General features: G+C 65.8%; 21 protein-coding genes. 14 read left to right on the forward strand and 7 right to left on the reverse strand.

Translation table 11 applies throughout. From position 1 onward, the window contains the following. Window positions 1-15: 15 nt before the first annotated feature. On the reverse strand, window positions 16-1929 hold the full coding sequence (locus DXK50_RS19575; protein WP_212631483.1) for a sensor histidine kinase: 1914 nt from the start codon (window positions 1927-1929) through the stop codon (window positions 16-18). Between the two features lie 141 nt (window positions 1930-2070). Between DXK50_RS19575 and DXK50_RS19580 the strand changes: the two genes are divergently transcribed. From DXK50_RS19580 to DXK50_RS19605, 6 genes are all read left to right on the forward strand, one after another. Beyond that, window positions 2071-3690 (forward strand): acyl-CoA synthetase, encoded by a 1620-nt coding sequence (locus DXK50_RS19580; protein WP_212631484.1) that lies wholly within the window; start codon window positions 2071-2073, stop codon window positions 3688-3690. 125 nt (window positions 3691-3815) lie between these two features. After that, entirely contained in the window at window positions 3816-5189 is a 1374-nt protein-coding gene (locus tag DXK50_RS19585) for a solute carrier family 23 protein (protein WP_013717197.1), read from the forward strand. 57 nt (window positions 5190-5246) lie between these two features. Continuing rightward, window positions 5247-7019 (forward strand): acyl-CoA dehydrogenase C-terminal domain-containing protein, encoded by a 1773-nt coding sequence (locus tag DXK50_RS19590; RefSeq protein WP_212631485.1) that lies wholly within the window; start codon window positions 5247-5249, stop codon window positions 7017-7019. Window positions 7020-7262: 243 nt separating this feature from the next. Next, window positions 7263-8441, forward strand: a complete 1179-nt coding sequence (locus DXK50_RS19595; protein ID WP_212631486.1) for an acetyl-CoA C-acetyltransferase — start codon at window positions 7263-7265, stop codon at window positions 8439-8441. A gap of 36 nt (window positions 8442-8477) precedes the next feature. Beyond that, window positions 8478-9344 (forward strand): MBL fold metallo-hydrolase, encoded by an 867-nt coding sequence (locus DXK50_RS19600; RefSeq protein WP_212631487.1) that lies wholly within the window; start codon window positions 8478-8480, stop codon window positions 9342-9344. A gap of 132 nt (window positions 9345-9476) precedes the next feature. Then, window positions 9477-9956: a YbaK/EbsC family protein gene (locus tag DXK50_RS19605; RefSeq protein WP_024309596.1), complete on the forward strand. Its 480-nt coding sequence runs from the start codon at window positions 9477-9479 to the stop codon at window positions 9954-9956. Between the two features lie 101 nt (window positions 9957-10057). On the opposite strand, the gene DXK50_RS19610 is transcribed toward DXK50_RS19605, so the two are convergent. The 4 genes from DXK50_RS19610 to mpl are packed head-to-tail and all read right to left on the reverse strand — an operon-like array spanning window position 10058 to window position 12626. Next, a complete protein-coding gene (locus tag DXK50_RS19610) occupies window positions 10058-10345 on the reverse strand; it encodes a YceK/YidQ family lipoprotein (RefSeq protein ID WP_012019737.1) in 288 nt (95 codons plus the stop codon). Further along, window positions 10342-10626, reverse strand: coding sequence for a DUF2845 domain-containing protein (locus DXK50_RS19615; RefSeq protein WP_232005492.1), 285 nt, complete (start codon window positions 10624-10626; stop codon window positions 10342-10344). Before DXK50_RS19615 ends, DXK50_RS19610 begins: the two co-directional genes overlap by 4 nt. 14 nt (window positions 10627-10640) lie before the next feature. Beyond that, window positions 10641-11270, reverse strand: coding sequence for a flavin prenyltransferase UbiX (gene ubiX / locus DXK50_RS19620; RefSeq protein WP_212631488.1), 630 nt, complete (start codon window positions 11268-11270; stop codon window positions 10641-10643). Further along, window positions 11271-12626, reverse strand: a complete 1356-nt coding sequence (gene mpl, locus DXK50_RS19625; RefSeq protein ID WP_212631489.1) for a UDP-N-acetylmuramate:L-alanyl-gamma-D-glutamyl-meso-diaminopimelate ligase — start codon at window positions 12624-12626, stop codon at window positions 11271-11273. A gap of 240 nt (window positions 12627-12866) precedes the next feature. Here mpl and DXK50_RS19630 point away from each other — a divergent pair, with 240 nt between their 5' ends. Further along, the gene (locus DXK50_RS19630; protein WP_212631490.1) at window positions 12867-13322 is read left to right on the forward strand and encodes a GNAT family N-acetyltransferase; all 456 of its coding nucleotides are present in this window, start codon (window positions 12867-12869) and stop codon (window positions 13320-13322) included. Between the two features lie 27 nt (window positions 13323-13349). On the opposite strand, the gene DXK50_RS19635 is transcribed toward DXK50_RS19630, so the two are convergent. Beyond that, window positions 13350-14933, reverse strand: a complete 1584-nt coding sequence (locus DXK50_RS19635) for a serine/threonine-protein kinase (RefSeq protein ID WP_212631491.1) — start codon at window positions 14931-14933, stop codon at window positions 13350-13352. A gap of 114 nt (window positions 14934-15047) precedes the next feature. Here DXK50_RS19635 and DXK50_RS19640 point away from each other — a divergent pair, with 114 nt between their 5' ends. The 3 genes from DXK50_RS19640 (at window position 15048) to DXK50_RS19650 (ending at window position 17026) form a co-directional block, all read left to right on the forward strand. After that, window positions 15048-15875, forward strand: coding sequence for a M90 family metallopeptidase (locus tag DXK50_RS19640; protein ID WP_212631492.1), 828 nt, complete (start codon window positions 15048-15050; stop codon window positions 15873-15875). 77 nt (window positions 15876-15952) lie between these two features. Then, entirely contained in the window at window positions 15953-16480 is a 528-nt protein-coding gene (gene ppa, locus DXK50_RS19645) for an inorganic diphosphatase (protein ID WP_013717208.1), read from the forward strand. 288 nt (window positions 16481-16768) lie between these two features. After that, window positions 16769-17026 carry a diguanylate cyclase domain-containing protein gene (locus DXK50_RS19650; protein WP_249186936.1) on the forward strand — a complete coding sequence of 86 codons (258 nt, stop codon included), beginning with the start codon at window positions 16769-16771 and terminating at the stop codon, window positions 17024-17026. Here the strand turns inward: DXK50_RS19650 and DXK50_RS19655 are convergent. Next, on the reverse strand, window positions 17023-17895 hold the full coding sequence (locus DXK50_RS19655; RefSeq protein ID WP_212631493.1) for a DMT family transporter: 873 nt from the start codon (window positions 17893-17895) through the stop codon (window positions 17023-17025). The genes DXK50_RS19650 and DXK50_RS19655 overlap by 4 nt on opposite strands. Window positions 17896-18074: 179 nt before the next feature. Between DXK50_RS19655 and DXK50_RS19660 the strand changes: the two genes are divergently transcribed. The 4 genes from DXK50_RS19660 (at window position 18075) to DXK50_RS19675 (ending at window position 23746) form a co-directional block, all read left to right on the forward strand. Next, window positions 18075-18851, forward strand: a complete 777-nt coding sequence (locus tag DXK50_RS19660; RefSeq protein ID WP_212631494.1) for a sulfite exporter TauE/SafE family protein — start codon at window positions 18075-18077, stop codon at window positions 18849-18851. Window positions 18852-19038: 187 nt separating this feature from the next. Further along, window positions 19039-19281 (forward strand): exodeoxyribonuclease VII small subunit, encoded by a 243-nt coding sequence (locus tag DXK50_RS19665; RefSeq protein WP_161867424.1) that lies wholly within the window; start codon window positions 19039-19041, stop codon window positions 19279-19281. Next, window positions 19278-20165 (forward strand): polyprenyl synthetase family protein, encoded by an 888-nt coding sequence (locus DXK50_RS19670; RefSeq protein WP_212631495.1) that lies wholly within the window; start codon window positions 19278-19280, stop codon window positions 20163-20165. Before DXK50_RS19665 ends, DXK50_RS19670 begins: the two co-directional genes overlap by 4 nt. A 308-nt stretch (window positions 20166-20473) precedes the next feature. Further along, window positions 20474-23746 carry an acetyl-CoA carboxylase family protein gene (locus DXK50_RS19675; protein WP_212631496.1) on the forward strand — a complete coding sequence of 1091 codons (3273 nt, stop codon included), beginning with the start codon at window positions 20474-20476 and terminating at the stop codon, window positions 23744-23746. The last annotated feature ends 5 nt before the right edge of the window (window positions 23747-23751 follow it).

Genomic DNA, 23751 nt, shown 5'->3' on the forward strand with positions numbered 1-23751 from the left:
CTGCTCCTCTTGTTGTTATACGTCGTCCCTGCCCAACGGCAAACGACATTCCAGGCACAACCCGCCCCCCTCGGCCGGGAACGCCTCCAGCGCCCCGCCGAAGCCTTCGATGATGCTGCGGCTCATGGACAGGCCGAGCCCCAGGCCATCGGCCTTGCTGGTGTAGAAAGGCGTGAACAGCTTGGCCATCTGCTCGTCGCTGACGCCCGGCCCCTGATCCATCACCCGGATGGCCAAGCAGCCATCAGCTTCGCCAGCCTCCAGACGCACCTGCGAAGGCGCGCCGGGGTGACGTTCGCGGTTGGCATCGATGGCATTGCGCAGCAGGTTGAGCAGCACCTGTTCGAGCAGGACGCGGTCGGCGAATACCGGCGGCAGATTGTCCGGCAAGACGTCGCTCACCGCCACCTGCGCCGTACCGGCCTCCCAGTTGCACAGACGCACTGCTTCGCGCGCCACCTCGGCCAGATCCAGCGCCTGCATGCGCCGCTGGCCCTTGCGCAGGAAGGCGCGCAGGCGCTTGATCACTGCCGAGGCGTGGTTGGCGTGCTCGGTGATGCGCGCCAGGCCCTGGCCCACCTTGTCCACACCGGCCTGATCACCGCCGATGCCCTGCAGGTAGCGCTGGCTGGCGCTGGCGTAGTTGACCACCGCTGCCAGCGGCTGGTTGATCTCGTGGGCGATACCCGATGCCAGTTCGCCCAGGGTGATCAGCCGCGTGGTGTGCGCCAGCTCGTCTTCAAGGCGGCGCTTGTTCTCCTCGGCCTGGATACGCGCGGTAATGTCGCGCGACACGCTGACCACCTCGACCACCGCACCGGTGTAGGTCTCGCGAATGGCGCGGCTGGCGGTCTCGAACCACAGGTAATGGCCGTCGCGATGACGAATGCGATAGGTCATGGTGTGGTAGCCATCCTGCTCCAGCGCCTCGCGCGCCTGCTTGGCCTGCTGCAGTTGGTCCTGCGGATGCAGCAGGCTGTCGACGGCCATGCCGCGCAGTTCTTCCGGCCAGTAGCCGAGCAACGTCCAGCTGGCAGGCGTGGCGTCGAGGAACACGCCCTCCGGCGTGTGCCGGGAAATCAGGTCGGTGGTGTTCTCGGTGATCAGCCGATACAAGCGCCGCGCCCGCGCGGCCTCACGCTGCTCACGAACCTCGCGGGTGGCCTCGCGACAGCGCGCCAGCACGCGGCGCTCGGCGACATCGGGAATGAAACTCCAGATCAGGATGCGCTCGCCATCCTGCGCTTCCACCGACTCCACGGCGCGCGACTGCTCCAGGCAGGCGCGCACCAGCGGCAAATGGTTCACCGGCAGCAGCTCGCCCACCTGCGTCAGCGCGCGTTCACCAAGCAGCTCCTGCAACGCCGCGTTGCTCTCCAGCAGACGCGCCTCGGCGTCGAGCAGCAGCGCCGGCTGCGGGTCGGATGACAGCAGCGGCGCACTGCGCGCCAGCCCCGAGGCCAGTTCGACCATCTGCACCAGCAGCTCGCGCAACCAGGGCAGCCATTCCAGCCCGGCCGCCTCGTCGACCTGCAACAGCAGCACGCCGGGCTGGCCGGGCTGCAGCTGCAGGGCCAGCGCCTGGCCATGATGCAGCGCGGCGCGGCGCAGACGCCCGGCCAGCCAGCAGGGCAGCCGGCGCAGGGCGTCGAAGGTCAGGCTCGGTTGCTCACCAAGCGCAGCGAACAGCGTCTCGTCACTGGCCTCCAGCGGGTCGCCCATGCCCGGTGGCAGACGCGGCCCGTCGTCCATCTGAGCGTAGGTACGACTGGCCGGCTGCCAGGCCAGGTACCAGGCCTGGCGCACCTGCGGGCAGCCCAGCAGGGCCTGGCGCAGGGCCTCGGCCCGCTCGCCCAGGGGCGGCGCCTCGCGCTGGATGCGCAGCCAGGACTGCAGGGGAACCGCGGAAAGATGAGCGTCAGTCTTCATATAGTAGTTATTCTATAAAACCTTGGTACAACTTCCATACAAAATAGAAATGACCTATAAATTATCACCAGCAAGCTTCGGTAATGCCTGCATCATTACCGGAATAACCAGAGCTAACAATCAGCCAAAGGTGTATCCGCCATGTCGATCTACGAGCAGGGCCTCGGCCGCGCCGCCGTCAATCACGTCGCCCTCAGCCCCCTGAGCTTCATCGAACGTACCGCGGCGGTATACCCGCACTATCCGGCGGTGGTGCATGGCTCGATTCGCCGCAACTGGGCCGAAACCTACGCGCGTTGCCGACGCCTGGCCTCGGCGCTGGCCGGCCGTGGCATCGGCAAGGGCGACACGGTAGCGGTGATGCTGCCGAACATTCCGGCCATGCTCGAAGCGCATTTCGGCGTGCCGATGATCGGCGCGGTGCTCAACACCCTCAACGTGCGCCTGGATGCCGAGGCGATCGCCTTCATGCTGCAGCATGGCGAAGCCAAGGTGGTGATCGCCGACCGCGAGTTCTTCGATGTGATCCACGCCGCCATCGGCATGCTCGATCACCCGCCGCTGGTGATCGACGTTGACGACCCCGAGTACGGCGAGGGCCAGGCAGTCCGCGACCTGGACTACGAGGCCTTCCTCGCCGAGGGCGACCCCGAATTCGCCTGGCAGTGGCCCACCGACGAGTGGCAGGCGATCAGCCTCAACTACACCTCGGGCACCACCGGCAACCCCAAGGGCGTGGTCTATCACCACCGCGGTGCCTTCCTTAATGCCATGGGCAACCAGATGACCTGGAACATGGGCAACCACCCGGTCTACCTGTGGACCCTGCCGATGTTTCACTGCAATGGCTGGTGCTACCCATGGACGATCACCGCACTGGCTGGCGTGCATGTGTTCCTGCGCCGCGTCGACCCGGCGAAGATCCTCACCCTGATCCGCGACGAACAGGTCACCCACCTGTGCGGCGCGCCCATCGTGCTCAACGCCCTGGTGAACATGCCGGCCGAAGCCAAGGCGGCCATCGATCACCCGGTCAAGGCCATGGTCGCCGGCGCCGCGCCGCCCGCCAAGGTGATCGGTGCGGTGGAGGAAATGGGCATCCATGTCACCCATGTGTACGGCCTTACCGAGGTCTACGGCCCGGTGACCCTGTGCGCCTGGCACGCCGAATGGGACGAGCTGCCGCTGGAAGAACGCGCCACCATCAAAGCGCGCCAGGGCGTGCGCTACCCCACTCTGGAAGGGGTGATGGTGGCCGACCCGAAAACCCTGGAGCCGGTGCCGCGTGACGGTCAGACCATCGGCGAGATCTTCATGCGCGGCAACACCGTGATGAAGGGCTACCTGAAGAACCCCAGCGCCACCGCCGAAGCCTTCGAGGGCGGCTGGTTCCACACCGGCGACCTGGGCGTGTGCCACGCCGACGGCTATGTGGAAATCCGCGACCGCCTCAAGGACATCATCATCTCCGGCGGCGAGAACATCTCCACCATCGAGGTCGAGGGCGTGCTCTATCGCCACCCGGCGGTGTTGGAGGCGGCGGTGGTCGCCCGCCCGGACGAGAAATGGGGCGAGACGCCCTGCGCCTTCATCACTCTCAAGACCGGCCAGCAGGCCAGTGAAACCGAGATCATGACCTTCTGCCGCGAGCATCTGGCCGGCTTCAAGGTGCCCAAGACCGTGGTCTTCACCCAGTTGCCCAAGACCAGCACCGGCAAGATCCAGAAGTTCGTCCTGCGCGATATGGCCAAGGCGCTCTGATCACGTAGCCCGGATGCAATCCGGGGACAGCGATTCGGATCCCCCGGATTGCATCCGGGCTACGGCAAAACCGCACCGTTTTCACAACAACAAGAACCGGCCCAGGCGGCCGACGGAGAACCCTCATGCAAATTTTCAAGCGCCGTGACGGCGACGAGCAACCGCACTGGCCCCTCGGCCCCTTCAAGGTGCGCCTGCCCTTCGTGCATTACCGTTGGGAAACCGCCGAGATGCTGCAGGCACTGATCATGTTCGTGGTCAGCCTGGCGATGATCCCGCTGCTGGAGAAATACCTCGGCCTGCCCTACGACGTGGCCCTGGCCTACGTGGTGGTTTGCGGCATCGGCTTCATGCTGCCGGCGCTGCTCGGCGTGCCGCTGGTACCCGGCTGGATCACTCCCGGCATCCCCGTGGTGCTGCTGTTTCTCGGCAACTACGAGCCGGGTCCTGCGGCCATCCAGGCGCTGTTCGCCCTACAGTTCCTGGTGTTCGTGATCTTCCTCTTCCTCGGCGTCACCCGCCTGGGCAGCGCGCTGGTGCGGCTGATCCCCAACTCGATGAAGGGCGGCATCATCATCGGTGCCGGCATCGCCGCACTGATGGGCGAGATCAGCGCCGGCGGCCGCCTGGCCAACACGCCGATCTCTCTGGTTCTCGGCAGCCTGATCTGCCTGTACCTGATGTTCTCGGTGTCGTTCAAGGGCCTGACCGAGCGCGTGCCCTTCGCCCGCAAGATCGTCAACTACGGCATGGTGCCAGGCATGCTGATCGCCATCTTCATCGGCATCGCCGTGGGCGAGTACAAGATGCCGGACGTGAAGTGGGGCATCACCGCGCCGGCCTTCGGCGAGATGTGGAACTACCTGCCGTTCAACGTCGGCTTCCCCGGCCTGGACGTGTTCATGCTGGCCGTGCCCACGGCGGTGATCGCCTACGTGATCGCCTTCGGCGACATCATCGTCGGCCAGTCGCTGATGCAGCGCGCCGATGAACTGCGCACCGACGAGGTGATCGAAAACAACGTTGACCGCATCCACCTGGTGACCGCCATCCGCAACGCCCTGCACGCCTTCTTCGCGCCCTACCCGGGCCTGGCTGGCCCGTTGTGGACGGCGGTGGCGGCGACCATGGCCGAGCGCTACAAGTACGGGCGCAAGGCGATGGACTCGATCTACAGCGGCGCCGGCACCTTCTGGATTACCGGCTTCGCCGCGCTGTTCATGCTGCCGCTGGTCAGTTTCTTCCAACCGGTACTGCCGATCGCCCTGTCGCTGACGCTGATCCTCACCGGCTACATCTGCCTGATGGTCGGCTTCGAACAACTGAACAACAACACCGAGCGCGGCATCGCCGGCACCATGGGTGTGGTGCTCGCCGTCTACGGCGCGGGCTGGGGCCTGGCCGCGGGTGCGGCGCTGTACATTCTGGTCGAACGCACCCATCTGCTTAAATTCACCAGCATCAAGGATAAGTCGCGTAGTCCGGCGGAAGCCGACTGACGCATTTCGTTCCACGCGCCGCGCCTGTCGCGGCGCCTCCGCTGTCGAGGTTGCACCATGCCCGAATTCAACGCCCCGCTGCGCGATATGCGCTTCGTCCTCCATGACGTCTTCCAGGCGCCGAGCCTGTGGGCACGTCTGCCGGCCCTGGCGGAAACCGTCGATGCCGACACCGCCGACGCCATCCTCGAAGAAGCGGCCAAGGTCACCGGCAGCCTGATCGCCCCGCTCAACCGCAGCGGCGACGAGGAAGGTGCCCAGTGGGTCGATGGCGACGTGCGCACCCCGGCAGGTTTCCGCGAGGCCTATGCCACCTACACCGAAGGCGGCTGGGTCGGCCTGTCCGGCAACCCGAATTACGGCGGCATGGGCATGCCCAAGATGCTCGCCGTGGCCTTCGAGGAGATGCTCTACGCCGCCGGCTCCAGCTTCGCGCTGTACTCGGCGCTGAGCTCCGGCGCCTGCCTGGCCATCGACGCCCACGCCAGCGAAGAACTCAAGACCACCTACCTGCCGCCGATGTACGAAGGCCGCTGGGCAGGCTCCATGTGCCTGACCGAGGCCCATGCCGGCACCGATCTGGGCATCATCCGCACCCGCGCCGAGCCGCAGGCCGATGGCAGCTACAAGGTCACCGGCAGCAAGATCTTCATCACCGGCGGCGAGCAGGACCTGACCGAAAACATCATCCATCTGGTACTGGCCAAGCTGCCAGACGCGCCAGCCGGGCCGAAGGGCATCTCGCTGTTTCTGGTGCCCAAGGTGATGGTCAACGCCGACGGCAGCCTCGGCGCGCGCAACGCCGTGAGCTGCGGCTCCATCGAGCACAAGATGGGTATCAAGGCCTCGGCCACCTGCGTGATGAACTTCGACGGCGCCACCGGCTACCTGATCGGCGAGGTCAACAAGGGACTGGCGGCGATGTTCACCATGATGAACTACGAGCGTCTGTCCATCGGCATCCAGGGCATCGGCTGCGCCGAGGCTTCCTATCAGTCGGCGGTCAGCTACGCCCGCGAACGCATCCAGAGCCGCGCCGCCACCGGCCCGGTGAACCACGACAAGGTCGCCGACCCGATCATCGTCCACGCCGACGTGCGTCGCATGCTGCTGACCATGAAAGCGCTGAACGAGGGCGGCCGGGCCTTTGCCTGCTACGTCGGTCAGCAGCTCGACCTGGCCAAGTACGCCGAGGACGCCAGCGAACGGCAGAACGCCGAAGCCCTGGTGGCCTTGCTGACACCAGTGGCCAAGGCCTTCTTCACCGACACCGGGCTGGAAAGCTGCGTGCACGGCCAGCAGGTCTTCGGCGGCCACGGCTATATCCGCGAATGGGGCCAGGAGCAGCTGGTGCGCGACGTGCGTATCGCGCAGATCTACGAGGGCACCAATGGCATTCAGGCGCTCGACCTGCTGGGTCGCAAGGTAGTGGCCAACGGCGGCGCCGCGCTGCGCCTGTTCGCCGCCGAGGTGCGCGACTTCGCCCACACCCATGAGTCGCCTCACGGCGAGCGTTTGGTGGAAGCACTGGAGCGCCTGGAAGCGGTCAGCGGCTGGCTGCTGGAGCAGGCCAAGAGCGAGCCCAACGCCGTCGGCGCCGCCTCGGTGGAGTACCTGCATCTGTTCGGCTATGTCGCCTACGCCTACATGTGGGCGCGCATGGCGGCAGTGGCGCAGGGCAAGCAGGGCGAAGACGAGGCCTTCTATGGCGGCAAGCTGGCCACCGCCGAGTTCTTCTTCGCCCGTCTGCTGCCACGCACCCTGAGCCTGGAGGCGAGCATTCGTGCCGGCAGCCAATCGCTGTATGGCCTGGCTGCCGAGCAATTCTAAGAACCCGCTCATGATCAGCTGCGCGTCGGCCCTGCTGCGTTACAGACAGGCTCGGACTGCTCATTTGCAACAGCAAAGTCGAGCGCGACTCCGACCGTTCCTCGCCTGCTTGTGCCTTGCAGGGCTCTAGCTCGCAAGACCATGAACAAGTTCTGCAACTGTTGAGCGTGTTGCGCGGCGCTTCGGCGCCGCGCTTTTTTATTCGAGCCTCGGCTGGCGCTGCCCAGCCGACGAGGAGTCCTTATGCGTGAAGTCGTGATAGTCGCCGCCTGCCGTACCGCCATTGGCAGCTTTCAGGGTGCGTTGAGCCGCATACCCGCGCCACAACTGGGCGCCGCGGTGATCCGTGAACTGCTAGCCCGCACCGGCATTGCAGGCGAGCAGATCGACGAGGTGATTCTCGGCCAGGTGCTCACGGCAGGCTCCGGGCAGAACCCGGCCCGGCAGAGCCTGCTGCTCGCCGGTCTGCCGCATACGGTGCCGGCCATGACCCTGAACAAGGTCTGTGGCTCCGGCCTCAAGGCGGTGATCCTTGGCGCTCAGGCCATTCGTGGCGGTGACGCCGAGATCATCATCGCTGGCGGCCAGGAGAACATGAGCCTGGCGCCCTATGTCATGCCCGGCGCCCGCAGCGGCCTGCGCATGGGCCATGCGCAATTGGTCGACACGATGATCCAGGACGGCCTGTGGGACGCTTTCAACAATTACCACATGGGTATCACCGCCGAGAATCTGGCCGAGCAGTACGGCGTCACCCGCGCCGAGCAGGACGCCTTCGCCCTGCGTTCGCAGCAGCGCGCCCAGGCCGCCATCGACGCCGGACGCTTTGCCGGCGAGATCGTCCCGGTGGAAATCCCCCAGCGCGGCGCCGAACCGCTACGTTTTGCCCAGGATGAACAACCGCGCGCCGGCACCAGCCTGGACGGCCTGGGCAAGCTGCGCCCGGCGTTCAAGAATGACGGCACGGTGACCGCCGGCAACGCCTCGACGCTCAACGATGGCGCCGCCGCCGTACTGCTGATGAGCGCCGAGAAGGCCGACGAACTGCAACTGCCGGTGCTGGCGCGTATCGCCGCACACGCCAGCGCCGGGGTCGATCCGGCGGTGATGGGCATCGGCCCGGTATTCGCCAGTTGCAAGGCGCTGGAGCGCGCCGGCTGGAGCCTGGAACAGCTCGACCTGATCGAGGCCAACGAAGCCTTCGCCGCCCAGGCCATCGCCGTCGGTCGCGAACTGCATTGGGACAGCGCCAAGGTCAACGTCAACGGCGGTGCCATCGCCCTCGGCCACCCCATCGGTGCATCCGGCTGCCGCATCCTGGTCAGCCTGGTGCACGAGATGCAGCGCCGCGATGCCCGCCGCGGCCTTGCCACCCTGTGCATCGGTGGCGGCCAGGGTGTGGCCCTGGCCATCGAACGCTGAAACAATCGCCACGACGGACAAGAACAAGAGAAAACCATGCGAACCCTGACCACCCTGACCGGCAACAGCCAGAAACTCGATGGCGGCGCCATGTTCGGCAACGCGCCCAAGGCCCTCTGGCAGCGCTGGACGCCGGCCGACGAACTGAACCGCATCGATCTAGGCTGCCGCGCCCTGCTGGTGCAGGAAGACGAGCGCAACATCCTGGTGGAAACCGGCATCGGCGCCTTCTTCAGCCCCGAGCTGAAACAGCGCTTCGGCGTGCAGGAAGACCACCACGTGCTGCTCGACGAACTGGCGAAGGTCGGTTTGAGCGATGCCGACATCGACATCGTGGTGCTGACCCACCTGCACTTCGATCATGCCGGCGGTCTGCTCGCCGCCTGGCAGGCGGATCAACCCGCGCGCCTGCTGTTTCCCAACGCCCGCTTCCTCACCGGCCGTCGCCAGTGGCAGCGCGCCTGCAATCCACACGCCCGGGATAGAGCCTCCTATATCCCGGAACTACTCGATCTGCTGGAAAACAGCGGCCGCCTGCTGCTGATCGACGAAACCGACCGCTGCGAGCTGCTCGGCCCAGACTGGCGCCTGCACTGGAGCGACGGCCACACGCCCGGCCAGTTGCTGCCGGAAGTGGCCATGCCGGGCGGGCCGGTGGTGTTTCCCGGGGACCTGATACCCGGCGCGCCCTGGGTGCACCTGCCGATCACCATGGGCTACGACCGCTTCCCCGAAGGCCTGATCGAGGAAAAGGAGGCGCTGCTGGCCAACCTGGTAGCCCGCGGCGGCCGCCTGGTATTCACCCACGACCCCGACGTGGCCATGGGACGGGTGACGCGAGATGAAAAAGGTCGCTACGGGCTCGATGAAGCGGTAAAAGCGGCCCATCTGCTGGCAAACTGACGCCATCGGACCTTGACGAGCCGGCCATGCAGCGCGAGCATGGCCGCTTGTTTTTCGCCGTGGTCATGACCGCACCAGCATCTGACTGGACTCTGCGTCGTGCCCATTTCGACAGCCCTGGGGAATCGCTTCATGAGCCTGGCCTCTGTACGCGCCTTCTTAGCCGCCAAGGCGCCCGACATCGCGATCATCGAACTGCAGACCAGCACCGCTACCGTGGCGCTGGCGGCCGAAGCGCATGGCGTATCGCCGGGGCAGATCGCCAAGACCCTGGCCTTTCGCATCGCCGAGCGCGACGTGCTGATCGTCGCCCGCGGCGACGCGCGTATCGACAACCGCAAGATGAAGGAATGCTTCGGCGCCAAGGCGCGCATGCTCGACGCGCAGACGGTGATCGAGCTGACCAGCCACCCGGTCGGCGGCGTCTGTCCGTTTGGTCTGGCCACGCCCTTGAGCGTCTACTGCGACCGCTCGCTGCTGGCCTTCGACGAAGTGCTACCGGCTGCCGGCGCCACCCACAGCGCCGTGCGCATCACCCCGCAACGCCTGGCCGAGCTGGTGGACGCCGAGTGGATCGACGTGTGCCAGGAAGTGGAAACGGAAGCCTGCTGATCCCGGATTGCATCCGGGCTACAAATTTCCAGACACCACAGCCTTCCGTAGCCCGGATGCAATCCGGGGCCGGTTATCAGAAAGTGGCGTATCTCGTTGGCCTACAACCCGCCGCTGACGCCCAGGCTCACACCCAGCGCAGTAGCCAGCGAAAACGGCAGCAGCAAGGTATCGAGCAGCGCGCTGGCCGGCAAATCCAGCCCCGGATAACGCGGTGCCTCGGCGCCGAAACGATCCAGCGGGCAGCAGCCGCCATTGATGGTGTACCAGTCCAGCCGGGTACCGGCGTAGACAACCGGCGCACCGGGCTTGGCCGCGTCCAATGTGCGTACCGTGGCGCAGCCGGTAAGGCTCAGCAGCGCCAGGCCGGCGACCAGCCCTCGCCTCATCCGCGCGTGACCCGGATCTCTACCAACTTGCCGTCGAGAAAGCGCAGGTAACGATACATGCCGTTGCTTGGCCCGTAGACCCACTGTTCCACCGTTACCCCGCCACCTTGCGGACTGCTGGGTGGGATCACCTCGCGGTGGTCAGGCTCGCCGCATTTGCGTCGGACATCCACCGTCAGATCGCCCTCGTTTATCAGCGTAGTGCCGCAGCGCATCGAAGCCTGCGCAGCAGGCATCATAGAAAGGGCCAGCAGGCAGCCCAACAGGTAACGATTGGCCATGGACATTGATCTCCCTATTCGTCCGACACCATATGATGCTCGCCCCAACGCGGCAGCATGTCCTGGGGTATGCTCAGGCAGTTGAGGATACGCGCAACCACGAAATCCACCAGGTCATCCAGCGTTTGCGGCTGGTGATAAAAGCCGGGCGAAGCCGGCAGGATGGTTACGCCCAGGTTGGACAGCTTGAGCATGTTCTCCAGATGAATGCTCGAATACGGCGCCTCGCGCGGTACCAGAATCAGCTGGCGACGCTCCTTCAACGCCACGTCGGCGGCGCGTTCGATCAGGTTGTTGCAGGCGCCGGTGGCGATGGCCGACAAGGTGCCGGTTGAGCACGGCACCACCACCATGGCCGTCGGCGCGCCGGAGCCGGAAGCCGCTGGCGCCATCCAGTCTTCCTTGCCGTAGACGCGGATCTGCCCCGGCGCTGCGCCTGTGTATTCGGTGAGGAACTGCGCCATGGCCTGCGGCTTGGCCGGCAGCGCCACGTCGGTTTCGGTGGCCATCACCAGTTGCGCGGCCTTGGAGATCAGAAAGTGCACCTCGCGCTCTTCCTGCACCAGGCAATCGAGCAGGCGCAGGCCATATTGCGCACCGGAGGCGCCAGTCATGGCCAGGGTTATTCTCTCAGGGCCAGACATCTATCCCTCCAGAGCTGCTGCCAGCTTGCCGTGCAGGCCGCCGAAGCCGCCGTTGCTCATGATCACCACCTGGGTACCGGGGCGCGCCAGGGCCTTCACACCGTCGATGATCGATTCCAGCGAGTCGCACACGCGCGTCGGATTGCGCGCCTGCGCCACGGTGGCGGCCAGGTCCCAGCCAAGATTCGGCGGCGCGTACCAGAACACCGCATCGGCCTGCTGTGCCGACTCGGCCAGGCCGTCGCGATGGGCGCCGAGCTTCATCGAATTGGAGCGCGGCTCGATCACTGCGATCACCTGGGTGTCATCGCCGACACGCTTGCGCAGGCCATCGAGCGTAGTCGCAATAGCCGTGGGATGGTGGGCGAAATCGTCGAAAATGGTAACGCCGCCGGCTTCGGCAACCTTTTCCATGCGCCGCTTGGCGTTGATGAACTTGCCCAGCGCCTCGATGCCCAGCGCCGGCACCACGCCAACATGGCGCGCTGCCGCAAGCACGGCCAGGGCGTTGGCAACGTTGTGTTGGCCGGTCAGCTGCCATTCCACCACGCCCTCGACCTTGCCATCGAAGCTCACCTCGAAGCGCGAGCCATCCGCACTGAGCAGGCGTGCCTGCCACTGGCCGTCTTCGCCGGTGGTCTGCACAGGCGTCCAGCAGCCCATCTCGATCACCCGCGCCAGCGCGGTTTCGCTGGCCGGGTGGATGACCAGGCCCTCACTGGGAATGGTGCGTACCAGATGATGGAACTGCCGCTCGATGGCCGCCAGGTCCGGGAAGATGTCCGCGTGATCGAACTCCAGATTGTTTAGGATCGCCGTGCGCGGGCGGTAGTGGACGAACTTGCTGCGCTTGTCGAAGAAGGCGCTGTCGTACTCGTCGGCCTCGACCACGAAGAACGGGGTGCCGCCCAAACGCGCCGAGATACCGAAGTTCTGCGGCACGCCACCGATCAGAAAGCCGGGGCTCATGCCGGCATGCTCCAGCACCCAGGCCAGCATGCTCGAGCTGCTGGTCTTGCCGTGAGTGCCGGCCACCGCCAGCACCCAGCGCCCCTGCAGCACATGGTCGGCCAGCCACTGCGGGCCGGAAACGTAGGGCAGGCCCTTGTTCAATACATATTCGACTGCGGGATTGCCACGGCTCATGGCGTTGCCCACCACCACCAGATCGGGCGCTGGCTGCAGGTGCGCCGGGTCATAGCCCTGCATCAGTTCGATGCCCTGGGCTTCGAGCTGGGTGCTCATGGGTGGGTAGACATTGGCGTCGGAGCCGGTGACGCGGTGGCCGAGCTCCTTGGCCAGAACGGCGAGCGAGCCCATGAAGGTGCCGCAGATGCCGAGAATATGGATATGCATGAATGACCTCTATGAAGCCCGACGCAGGGGCGTGAAGCGATGGCGGCAGGTTAGCACAGCGCCCAGCGGGCGGCTGCTGTGCCCTGCTCAGACCCAAGCGCCGCGGGCAAGTTGCCGACCAGCCGAAATCAAACGCTTGCTTGGATTGCGCATTCAACTGGCTTTGAGGCAGCATCGGCTGGTCTGCTGGCACAACAGCTGCATCGTCCATCCAGTCAATCACAGAAGCCGAGGCCCGCCATGCGCATCGTCCAAGCCACCCTGGAGCACCTGGACCTGCTGACCCCGCTGTTCGTCAAATACCGCGAGTTCTACAACGAACTGCCCTACCCCGAGTCGTCGCGCAAGTTCCTCGAGAAACGCCTGCGGCGCAAGGAGTCGGTGATTTACCTGGCCCTGGCCGACGACGAGGACAAGCTGCTCGGTTTCTGCCAGCTCTACCCCAGCTACTCGTCGCTGTCGCTCAAGCGTGTGTGGATCCTCAACGACATCTACGTGGCCGAGGATGCGCGGCGCCAGCTGGTCGCCGATCGCCTGCTGCAGACCGCGAAGAAGATGGCCAGGGACACCAATGCCGTGCGCATGCGCGTGGCCACCAGCCGCGACAACGAAGTGGCGCAGAAGGTCTACGAGTCCATCGGCTTCGTCGAGGACGAGCAGTTCAAGAACTACGTGCTGCCGATCAACGTCGACTGAGCCTGTCAGCGCAACGGCAGCTGATCATCAGCCGCCAAGACTGAGCAGTAGCCCCAACAGCAGCGGTAAGGTGATAAGGCCCAGGGCGGGCAGGCGCGCCGGCTGCAAAGGCACACGCCGCAGGGCCTGGCTGCGTCGTTCGTGCAAGGGCTGCTGCAGCGCCAGCTGAAATTCCGAAAGCGCTTCGAAACGCGCCTGCGGCTGCGGCGCCAGCGCACGGGCCAATACCCCATCCCAACCTTGCGGCACCTGAACAGCGAAGCTGGCCAAGGGCACATAACAGTGGCCGGGGCCGACGTCCTCACGCGCCGCTGCTGGCCATTGTCCGCACATCAGCCAGTAGACCAAAGCCGCCAGGGCGAATTGATCCGCGCGACCGTCCAGCGCACGGCCACCTCGCAGCTCAGGCGCCAGCGGCACCGCGTGTTCGGGTAGCGGCTGCCGCGCAACGCCCGGAAGAATCGCGGCCGCGCCTGGCAGCAGCATCACCTGTCCGTCATCGCCGAGCAGTATCTGCCTGGGGTCGAGCCACAGCCCCTGCATGCCGCGGCGCTGCAGCGAGCGCACGGCGGCGATCAACTGCGTTACCGTCCGCAGCAGCGCCTGCGCGTCCGGCGCTCCCCGCGCCGCCGCCCAGTCGAACAGGTTGCGCATGCCGCGTGTCGGCATGGCCAGCAGCAGGTAAGCATGGCTGCGCGCCTCATGTGTCGACAGTATCTGCGGCAGAGCCTGTTGCGGGCTGCGTCGCAGGGCCCACTCGCGCTGCCAGAAGGCCTCGTCGGCGTCCTCGTCGGCGAACCAGAGCACGGCTTCTCGCCCGTCCGCATCGCGGCCGACGAACATGCGCCCTGGCGGGCCATAGGGACATTCGCGCAACAACGTCCAGCCATCGACTTGCTGACCGCAGACAATCTGCCTCAGTGCGGGTCTTGCGGGCGCTGGTAGCAGCACTGGCGGACATTGTCTTTCACCGATGCGTAGCAATACCGCAGCACCTGGAGCCTGCAGCAAGGGTTGCAGCATCGCGTCCAGCGTCATCTCCGCCGGAGTACGCAGCCGTTGCAGATCGCTGACGTCGAGCAGCGGCTGTGGCGCCAGCAACAGATGTTCATAACGCCTCGGCAGAAGACTGTGCTGAACCAGCGCCAGCTCGGCCTGGGTGCCGAGGGCCTGGCCCTCGCGTCCGGGCAGGATCTGCAGGCCATTCGCCTGCGCACGCGCCAGGCCGATACTGCCGGCCTGCAGAAACTGCCAATCGTCGTCCTGAACCAGCAGGACACCGGCATGCAGCTCGGCGATGCCGCGTCCGGTCTGCTGGCGGCGAAACAGTTGCAGATTCAGCGCCGCCAACACCTGGCGCGCTGCCTGGGTTTCACTCCAGCCCTGCGGCGTGCAACGAAAATCGGCGAACAGCGCATCGAGTTGGCGCTCCAGGCTTTGCACCACGTCGGGGCAGTGGCGCGCCCAAAGGAGCATGACCAGCAGTAGCGGCGGGCGCTGCTGGCGTCCTGCCAGCCACATCGCCCGAGCCCGCGCGGCCTGGTGCGGCAGGTCCAGCCCGGTACCGGATGCCAGGGTGATTCCGGGATGTTCCAGCAATTGCAGCGCCATGCTCAGCCCTCCTGCTGCAGCGAAGCTGCCGGTGGTGTTGCAGCCTTTGTGCCGACTTGTCGCCAGGGCCGGGCCCCCTTATGGTGGCCGGATGTTTCCAACGAGCCTGCATGCATGTGGTCCTTCAAGGCCTGGCGCCGTCGCCGCACCCTCGAACGCAACCCTGTCGACCCCAGCCACTGGGCGGAAGTACGCAGGCGCCTGCCGATTCTCGATGGCCTCGACGAACGCGAGGAGCAGCAGCTGCGCGAACGCGCCGTACTGTTCCTGCATGACAAGCACCTGACGGCCCTGCCCGGCCTGCAGCTCGGCCCGGTCGAGCACCTGCTGCTGGCCGCCCAGGCCCAGTTGCCACTGCTGCACCTGGGCGATCTGGACTGGTATCAGGGCTTTCACGAAATCGTGCTCTACCCCGATGACTTCCTCAGCCCGCAACGCCACCGCGATGCCAGCGGCATCGAACATGAATGGGACGACGCGCGCAGCGGCGAAGCCTGGCAGCAGGGTCCGGTGATCCTCGCCTGGCCCGGTATCGAAGCCAGCGGCGGCTGGGAAGGCTACAACCTGGTAATCCACGAGCTGGCGCACAAGCTGGACATGCTCGAAGGCGGCGCCAACGGCCTGCCGCCGCTGCACCGCGACATGCGCGTGCAGGACTGGGCCCACGCCATGCAAAGCGCCTATGACGCCCTCAACGCAGAGCTGGATGCCAACCCCGAGGCGGAAACCGCCATCGACCCGTACGCGGCCGAAGACCCGGCGGAATTCTTTGCCGTGACCAGCGAATACTTCTTCAGCGCCCCGGATCTGCTGGCCGCGGCCTTCCCCGAGGTCTACCGGCAACTAGCGCTGTTCTACCGCCAGGACACCCTCGCCAGGCTGCAGCGTCTGCAGGTGGAACACCCCGACTACCGGACGGTCGAAACCGCGACCAATGGCTGATTCACACGACGTAGTAACGCCATGCGAATCCGCCTATAATGCGCCCCACTTTTTTGGCCCTCCCTGGGAGTTCACCCATGAGCTACAGCAAGATCCCGGCTGGCAAAGACCTGCCGAACGACATCTACGTCGCCATCGAAATCCCGGCCAACCATGCGCCGATCAAATACGAGATCGACCACGACACCGACTGCCTGATGGTCGACCGCTTCATGGCCACCCCGATGTTCTACCCGGCCAACTACGGTTTCATCCCGCACACCCTGGCCGACGACGGCGACCCTCTCGACGTGCTGGTCGTGACCCCTTATCCGGTCGCGCCGGGTTCGGTGATCCGCGCCCGTCCGGTCGGCGTACTGCACATGAGCGACGAAGCTGGCGGCGACGCCAAGCTGGTTGCGGTTCCGCACGACAAGCTGACCGTTCTGTACAAGGACGTTCAGGAATACACCGACCTGCCCGCGCTGCTGATCGAGCAGATCAAGCATTTCTTCGAGAACTACAAGGATCTCGAGAAGGGCAAGTGGGTCAAGGTAGAAGGCTGGGGCGGCGCTGAAGAAGCCCGCGGCCTGATCAACAAGGCAGTCGCGGCATACCAGAAGTAAGCCCTGACCACCTCCGAAAAGCCGGCCACAAGCCGGCTTTTTTATTGCCTTTCGCCAGGTAACGGGTACACATTCGTACACCTCGCCTGGCGAAGATCGAAGCCGAAGCCAACGGCATCCGCAAAGACTCGATTCTGGGCCTGTACTACCCGAGCAAGGCGCAGGAGCTATGGGCGAACCATATGCTCGAGACCCGGCGCCTGTTATTGCGCGTCGCCGACGGTGAATCCAGTCTGCCGGATAGCTACCGCGATCAGTTCGCAACTATCGAGCAGGCGCTCGATGATCATGCCCGGCACCGCCGCTGGCGGGGCACGCCTGCAGGCCGAGAAGATACGCCGCGCAGTGGAGGCGCTGGGCATCCCCCACGACCTGCCCAAACCAAGCTCCCCCATCAGCGTGAGCATCGGCATCGCCACCATCCGGCCCTCGGTGGAGCATGATCCGCTGAGCCTGGTGATCAAGGCCGATGAAGGCCTGTACCTGGCAAAGCACGGCGGACGCAACCAGGTGGTGCAGGGTGGCGAGCCCAGAACGGCTGGCTAGCGACGGTTCTGCCAAGCGGCCGCCAGGCCGCTAAGGCAGATCACGAGAATGCCGGCCAGTGTCGTCAGATCAGGCGTGTGGCCGAATATCAGCAGGCCAAGCAAGCCGGCAAAGACGATCTGCACGTACCCGAATGGCGCAAGAAGCGCTGGCGCGGCGTGACGAAAAGCATGAGTCAGCAGCAGATGCGCGGCCATCCCCAGGCCGCCGAGTGCCAGCATCATCAGTCCATGTTGAAAACTGGGTACGTACCAGAAGAATGGAACCAGCGCACTCATTACCAGCGTGTTCACCAAGCCAGCCAGGAAATTGCTCGTGGTTGCGCTGTCCACAGTGCTCAAGCGGCGGGTCAGTAGCTGGTAGAGGCTAAAACACAGCGCAGCGCTAAGCGGTAGCAGTACGGCCGGGGTGAATAGATCCCCGCCGGGATGCACGATGATCAGTACCCCCATGAAACCAACGCTCACCGCAACCCACTGGCCGATACTGACTCGCTCCCCCAGCAGCGGCCCGGAAAGGGCCGTGACCAGCAAAGGCGCCAGGAATATCACCGACGTAGCCTCCGCCAGCGGCATGAACATGAGCCCCGTCGTGAACAGCAGGCTGACACCCAGCAGGCAAAGCGCCCTGAGTACCTGAAGCAAAGGCCGTCTGGTGCGCAGGACACGCAGCCCGGATTGCGGCAGAAAAATGCCTGCCATCAGCAGCGTATGCACGAGATAACGCGCCCAGACGATCAGAATGATCGGATAGAAGCCCGACAGGTACTTGGACATGGCGTCGTGGCTGGCGAACATGAATGTCGCGACCAGCATTAGGCCAATGCCTTTGAATGGGCGATTTGCGCCTGACAACGGGAGGAAGCTCATCGGGTTCTCGATGCGCCATTGCAGCGCACATGGTTAGCAAGACAACTAACTATATGCCTCCACGAGACGCCCTGCCAGCCTCAAACTCACCTGCAGAAGGAACGCCATCTCACCTTGGTCGCACTTGGCTGACCTGCCGGTCAGCCCTATGCTGCATCCTTTTCGTGCGAGCCTGCTCAATGACTTCGTTCGATGTGCTGCTGTTGGCCCTTGCCGGTTTCGCCGCCGGCGGCATGAATGCCCTGGCTGGCGGCGGCACCTTCTTTTCCTTCCCTGCCCTGCTCGCTGCTGGGCTGCCGCCGGTAACGGCCAACGCTACCAACGCCGTGGCGTTGTGGCCGGCCAGCCTGGCGGGTGCCTGGGCCGCGCGCGCCTCGTTGCGGCCGCTGGGGCGTTACCTGATTCCGTTGCTGCTGGCCGGTCTGGCCGGTGGTCTGCTCGGCGGCCTGTTACTGCTGGCAGGCGGTGACGATGTGTTCCGCGTGTTGATCCCCTGGCTGTTGCTGGCCGCCACGGCGCTGTTCGCCGCCAGCCCCTGGCTGGGACGCTGGCTGGCCGAGCGGCGCAAGAACAGGGAAGCCGAACACCCGCCGCACACGCCGCTGTCGCTGGGCGCGCATATCGGCGTGTCGATCTACGGCGGCTTCTTCGGCGCGGGCATGGGCATTCTACAGCTGGCCGCCTTTTCCATCGAAGGCCACCCGCTGGCTCGCGCCAACGCTCTGAAGAACCTGATCTCGGCGGTGATCTACAGCATCGCCACACTGACCTTCGTCATCGCCGGCCGGGTCAGCTGGTACGAGCTGGCGATCCTGCTCACCGGCGCGACCATCGGCGGCTATGCCGGCGGTGCATTGGGCGAGAAACTGCCGCCGGCACTGCTACGCAGTTTCGTGATCCTGGTGGGCAGCACCATGACCCTGTACTACTTCTGGAGCACCTACTTCTCCGCGTAATAAAGCGACGCCTTTGTTGGCGCGGCTTCAGCCGCGATTGCCGGCGGCTGCCTGGACAGCATCGCGGATAAAACGGAATGCCGCCCAGCCACGCCTACAAGCGCCTATCGATCAGCCCCCTGATTTGCCCGTGTGGCGCGGCTCTGCTAGTGTCGCGCCCGTTCCAGAATCAGCGAGAACCCGCACCATGGCCCGCAAGAAAGCCACCCCCGACTTCGAACACTCCCTCGCCGAGCTGCAGACTCTGGTCGAGCGCATGGAGAGCGGCGAGCTGTCGCTGGAAGACTCGCTGACCGCCTTCGAGCAAGGCATCGGCCTGACTCGCGAGTGCCAAGCCGCCCTGGCGCAGGCCGAGCAGAAGGTGCAGATCCTGCTGGAGCGCGATGGCGAGCTGCAGCCGGCGCCCTTCGACACGGACGAAACGGCATGATCGCGGCGTACCAGAAACGCTGCCAGACCCGCGTCGACGCCGCCCTGGACGCCCTGTTCCAGCCGCCACGCATGGAACTCGAACGGCTTTACCAGGCCATGCGTTATAGCGTCATGAACGGCGGCAAACGCGTGCGCCCGTTGCTGGTCTACGCCGCCTGCGAAGCGCTGGAGGGCGAGATCGAACGCGCCGACGGTGCGGCCTGCGCCGTTGAGCTGATCCATGCCTACTCGCTGGTGCATGACGACCTGCCGGCGATGGACGACGACAACCTGCGTCGTGGCCAACCGACCACCCACAAGGCCTTCGACGAAGCCGCCGCCATCCTTGCCGGCGATGCCTTGCAAAGCCTGGCGTTCGAAGTACTCGCCGATCGCCGCCGCAACCCGCAGGAGGCCGAAATACGCCTGCAGATGATCGAACTGCTGAGCCAGGCCGCAGGGCCGGCGGGTATGGTCGGCGGCCAGGCCATCGACCTCGGCTCCGTCGGCGTGCAACTCGACCAGCAAGCCCTGGAGGTCATGCACCGGCACAAGACCGGCGCATTGATCGAGGCCAGCGTAGCGCTAGGCGCTCTGGCCAGCGGCAGTACCGACGAACTCGCGCGCAAGGCCCTGTTGCAATACGCCCGCGCCATCGGCCTGGCCTTCCAGGTGCAGGATGACATCCTCGACGTCGAGAGCGACACCGCCACCCTGGGCAAGACCCAGGGCAAGGACGAAGCCGACGACAAGCCCACCTACCCGGCATTGCTCGGCCTCGACGCGGCCAAGGATTACGCCTTGGAGTTGTGCGACCAGGCCCTGCACGTACTGCGCCCGTTCGGCAACAGCGCCGAGCCACTGCGCGAGTTGGCCCGCTATATCGTCGAGCGACGCAGCTAGCAGGCTGTTGAAAAACTACCTGCGTTGGCAATACTGCGTTAAAAACAGCCTCAAAATGCTCATTTACAACACGTAAACCCGAGTGCGGGCCCAGTGCTTTTTTCGGCTGTTTTTGCCTTGTCTTGCCTGCCTCGCCTACGTTTTTCAACGGCCTGCTAGGTGGCTCTTGTGGGAGCGGCTTCAGCCGCGATAGCCGTCCTGCTCCATCATTGTCATCTATGACCGCATGATCGCCACATAAGGCTTGCTTTACCCCAGCAGCCAGCCTCCTAAGATGGCTCCATAACGACAAGACGTCCGGAGCCGCCATGCCCTTCCCCGCCCTGCTGATCGCCAACCGCGGCGAGATCGCCATTCGCATCGCCCAGGCCTGCGCCGACCTCGGCATCCGCAGCGTCGCGGTATTCGCCGAGGACGACAGCGCCTGCCTGCACACGCGCAAGGCCGATCAGGCCGTGGCGCTGGCCGGGTGCGGTGTCGCGGCCTATCTGGATATGGATCAGCTCATTGGCATCGCCCGTGAACAGGGCTGCACGTCCATCCACCCCGGCTACGGTTTTCTCGCCGAGAACGCCGAATTCGCCCGCCGTTGCCAGGCTGCCGGGCTGACCTTCGTCGGCCCGACGCCGGAAACCCTGCAGCTGTTCGGCGACAAGGCCGCCGCCCGTGACCTGGCCGAACACTGCGCAGTGCCGCTGGTGCCAGGGATCAACCGTCCGGTGACGCTGGAGCAGGCAAGCGCCTTTCTCGCCGAGCATGGCAGCGTGATGCTCAAGGCCCTGGCCGGCGGCGGCGGGCGCGGCATGCGCGCAGTGGACGAGCCGGCGCAACTGGCCGAGGCCTTCGTCCGTTGCGCCTCCGAAGCCCAAGTTGCCTTCGGCAGTGGCGCGCTGTACGTGGAAAAGCGCGTGCGCCGCGCCCGGCATATCGAAGTGCAGGTGCTCGGTGACGGCAGCGGCGCAGTCAGCCACCTGTGGGAGCGCGACTGCAGCCTGCAACGCCGCCACCAGAAGCTGGTGGAGATCGCGCCCAGCCCCGATCTGGATGCGGCCACCCGTGACGCGATCATCGCCAGCGCCCTGCGCCTGGCCGCCGAGGTGCAGTATCGCGGCATCGGCACCATCGAGTTCCTGCTCGACCTCGACCAGCCTGGGCGCTTCTACTTCATGGAGGCCAACCCGCGCGTGCAGGTGGAGCACACCGTCACCGAACAGGTCACTGGCGTCGACCTGCTGCACACGCAACTGCACCTGGCCGCCGGCAAGAGCCTGGACGAGCTGGGCCTGCTAACACCGCCCACGCCGAACGGCTATGCCGTGCAGCTGCGTCTGAACCTGGAAACCCTGCTCGCCGATGGCAGCGCGCGCCCGGCCAGCGGCGTGCTCGGCGCCTACCAGCCGCCCAGTGGCCAGGGCCTGCGTGTGGATGACTGCGGCTATGCCGGCTATGCGGTGAGCCCGGCCTACGACTCGCTGATCGCCAAGCTGATCGCCAGCGCCAGCGACTACCCCGGCGCCCTGCGCCGCGCCTACCGGGGGCTGTGCGAGTTTCGCCTCGAAGGCGTGGCGAGCAACCTGCACCTGCTGCAGAACCTGCTGCAGCGCGACGAGGTGATCGCCAACCGGGTCGACACCAGCTATGTCGAGCGGCATCTGAGCAAGTTGCTGACGGCGCGCGAGCAGGCCCACCCGCACCGTTACTTCGCTGCTGACGCTGCGCTGCACAACGCCAAGACCACTGTCGACGCCCCGCCCGGCACCCTGGCGTTGAGCGCGCCCAGCGCTGGCGTGCTGGTCAGCCTGGCTGTGGCCGAAGGCGACGCCGTGGCTGCCGGCCAGAGCATCGCCGTGCTGGAAGCGATGAAGATGGAGTTCGAGGTCAAGGCCGAGCACAGCGGTATCGTCCGTGCGCTGGCCGTGGCCCCCGGTGACGCCATCGGCGAGGGCCAGGCGCTGGCGTATCTGGAACCGGCCGAGGTGGATGGCTTCGCCGAGCACGGCGAGCAGGCGCTCGACCTGGCGCATATCCGCGCCGATCTGGCCGAGGTGCTGGAGCGCCACGCCCGCCTGACCGACGAGCGCCGCCCCGAGGCCGTGGCGAAAAGGCGCAAGACCGGCCAGCGCACGGTGCGGGAAAACCTCGCCGACTTGCTCGATGCCGACAGCTTTATCGAATACGGCGCCATGGCCCTGGCCGCCCAGCGCCGGCGCCGCTCGCCCGAGGAGCTGCTGGAACTGAGCCCGGCCGACGGCCTGGTCGCCGGCATCGGCACGGTGAACGCCACGAGTTTCGGTGCCGAGGCCGCACGCTGCATGGCCATCGCCTACGACTACACGGTATTCGCCGGCACTCAGGGCGTGATGAACCACAAGAAGACCGACCGCATGCTGGCCCTGGCCGAGCAATGGCGCCTGCCGGTGGTGCTGTTCGCCGAAGGCGGCGGCGGCCGGCCGGGGGATACCGACTTCGTCGGCGTGGCCGGGCTGGACTGCCACACCTTCGTCGCCATGGCCAAACTCTCCGGCCTGGTGCCGACGGTGGGCGTGGTCTCCGGCCGCTGCTTCGCCGGCAACGCCGCACTGCTCGGCTGCTGCGACGTGATCATCGCCACTCGTAACGCCAGCATCGGTATGGCCGGCCCGGCGATGATCGAAGGCGGCGGCCTGGGCAGTTTCACCCCCGAGCAGGTCGGCCCGACCTGCGTGCAGGGCCCCAACGGGGTGATCGACGTGCTGGTCGAAGACGAGGCCGCAGCGGTCGCCGTGGCCAAGCAGTACCTGGGCTATTTCCAGGGCCCGGTGAGCGACTGGCAGTGCAGCGATCCCCGCGAGTTGCGCCAGGTGATCCCGGAAAACCGCCTGCGCGTGTACGACATCCGCAAAGTAATCGAGCTGCTGGCCGATGACGGCAGCGTGCTGGAGCTGCGCCGCCAGTTCGCCCCCGGCCTGATCACCGCGCTGATTCGTATCGAAGGCAAGCCGTTCGGGCTGATCGCCAATAACCCCGTGCACCTGGGTGGCGCCATCGATGCCGTGGCCGGCGACAAGGCCGCGCGCTTTCTGCAATTGTGCGAAGCCCATGATCTGCCCATCGTCTCGCTATGCGACACCCCCGGCTTCATGGTCGGGCCGGAAGCGGAGAAACAGGGCACGGTGCGTCATGTCTCGCGCCTGTTCGTCACCGCCGCCAGCCTTACGGTGCCCTTCTTCACCCTGGTGCTGCGCAAGGGTTACGGCCTCGGCGCTCAGGCCATGGCGGCCGGCAGCTTCCACTCGCCGCTGTTCACCGCTGCCTGGCCCAGTGGCGAGTTCGGCGCCATGGGCTTGGAAGGCGCGGTACGCCTGGGCTTCGCCAAGGAGCTGGCAGCCCAGCCGGACGAGACCGCGCGCCAGGCGCTGTTCGACAAGCTGGTGGCCAAGGCCTACGACAACGGCAAGGCGCTGAACATGGCCAGCTACCTTGAGATCGACGCCGTGATCGACCCGGCAGACAGCCGCGCCTGGCTGCTGCGCGGCCTCAATGCGGCGCCACGTCCGCCCCGGCGTGATGGCAAGAAACGTCCCTTTATCGACACCTGGTAAGGACA

Source organism: Pseudomonas sp. KB-10 (genome assembly GCF_018221585.1).
GTDB lineage: Bacteria > Pseudomonadota > Gammaproteobacteria > Pseudomonadales > Pseudomonadaceae > Aquipseudomonas > Aquipseudomonas yangonensis.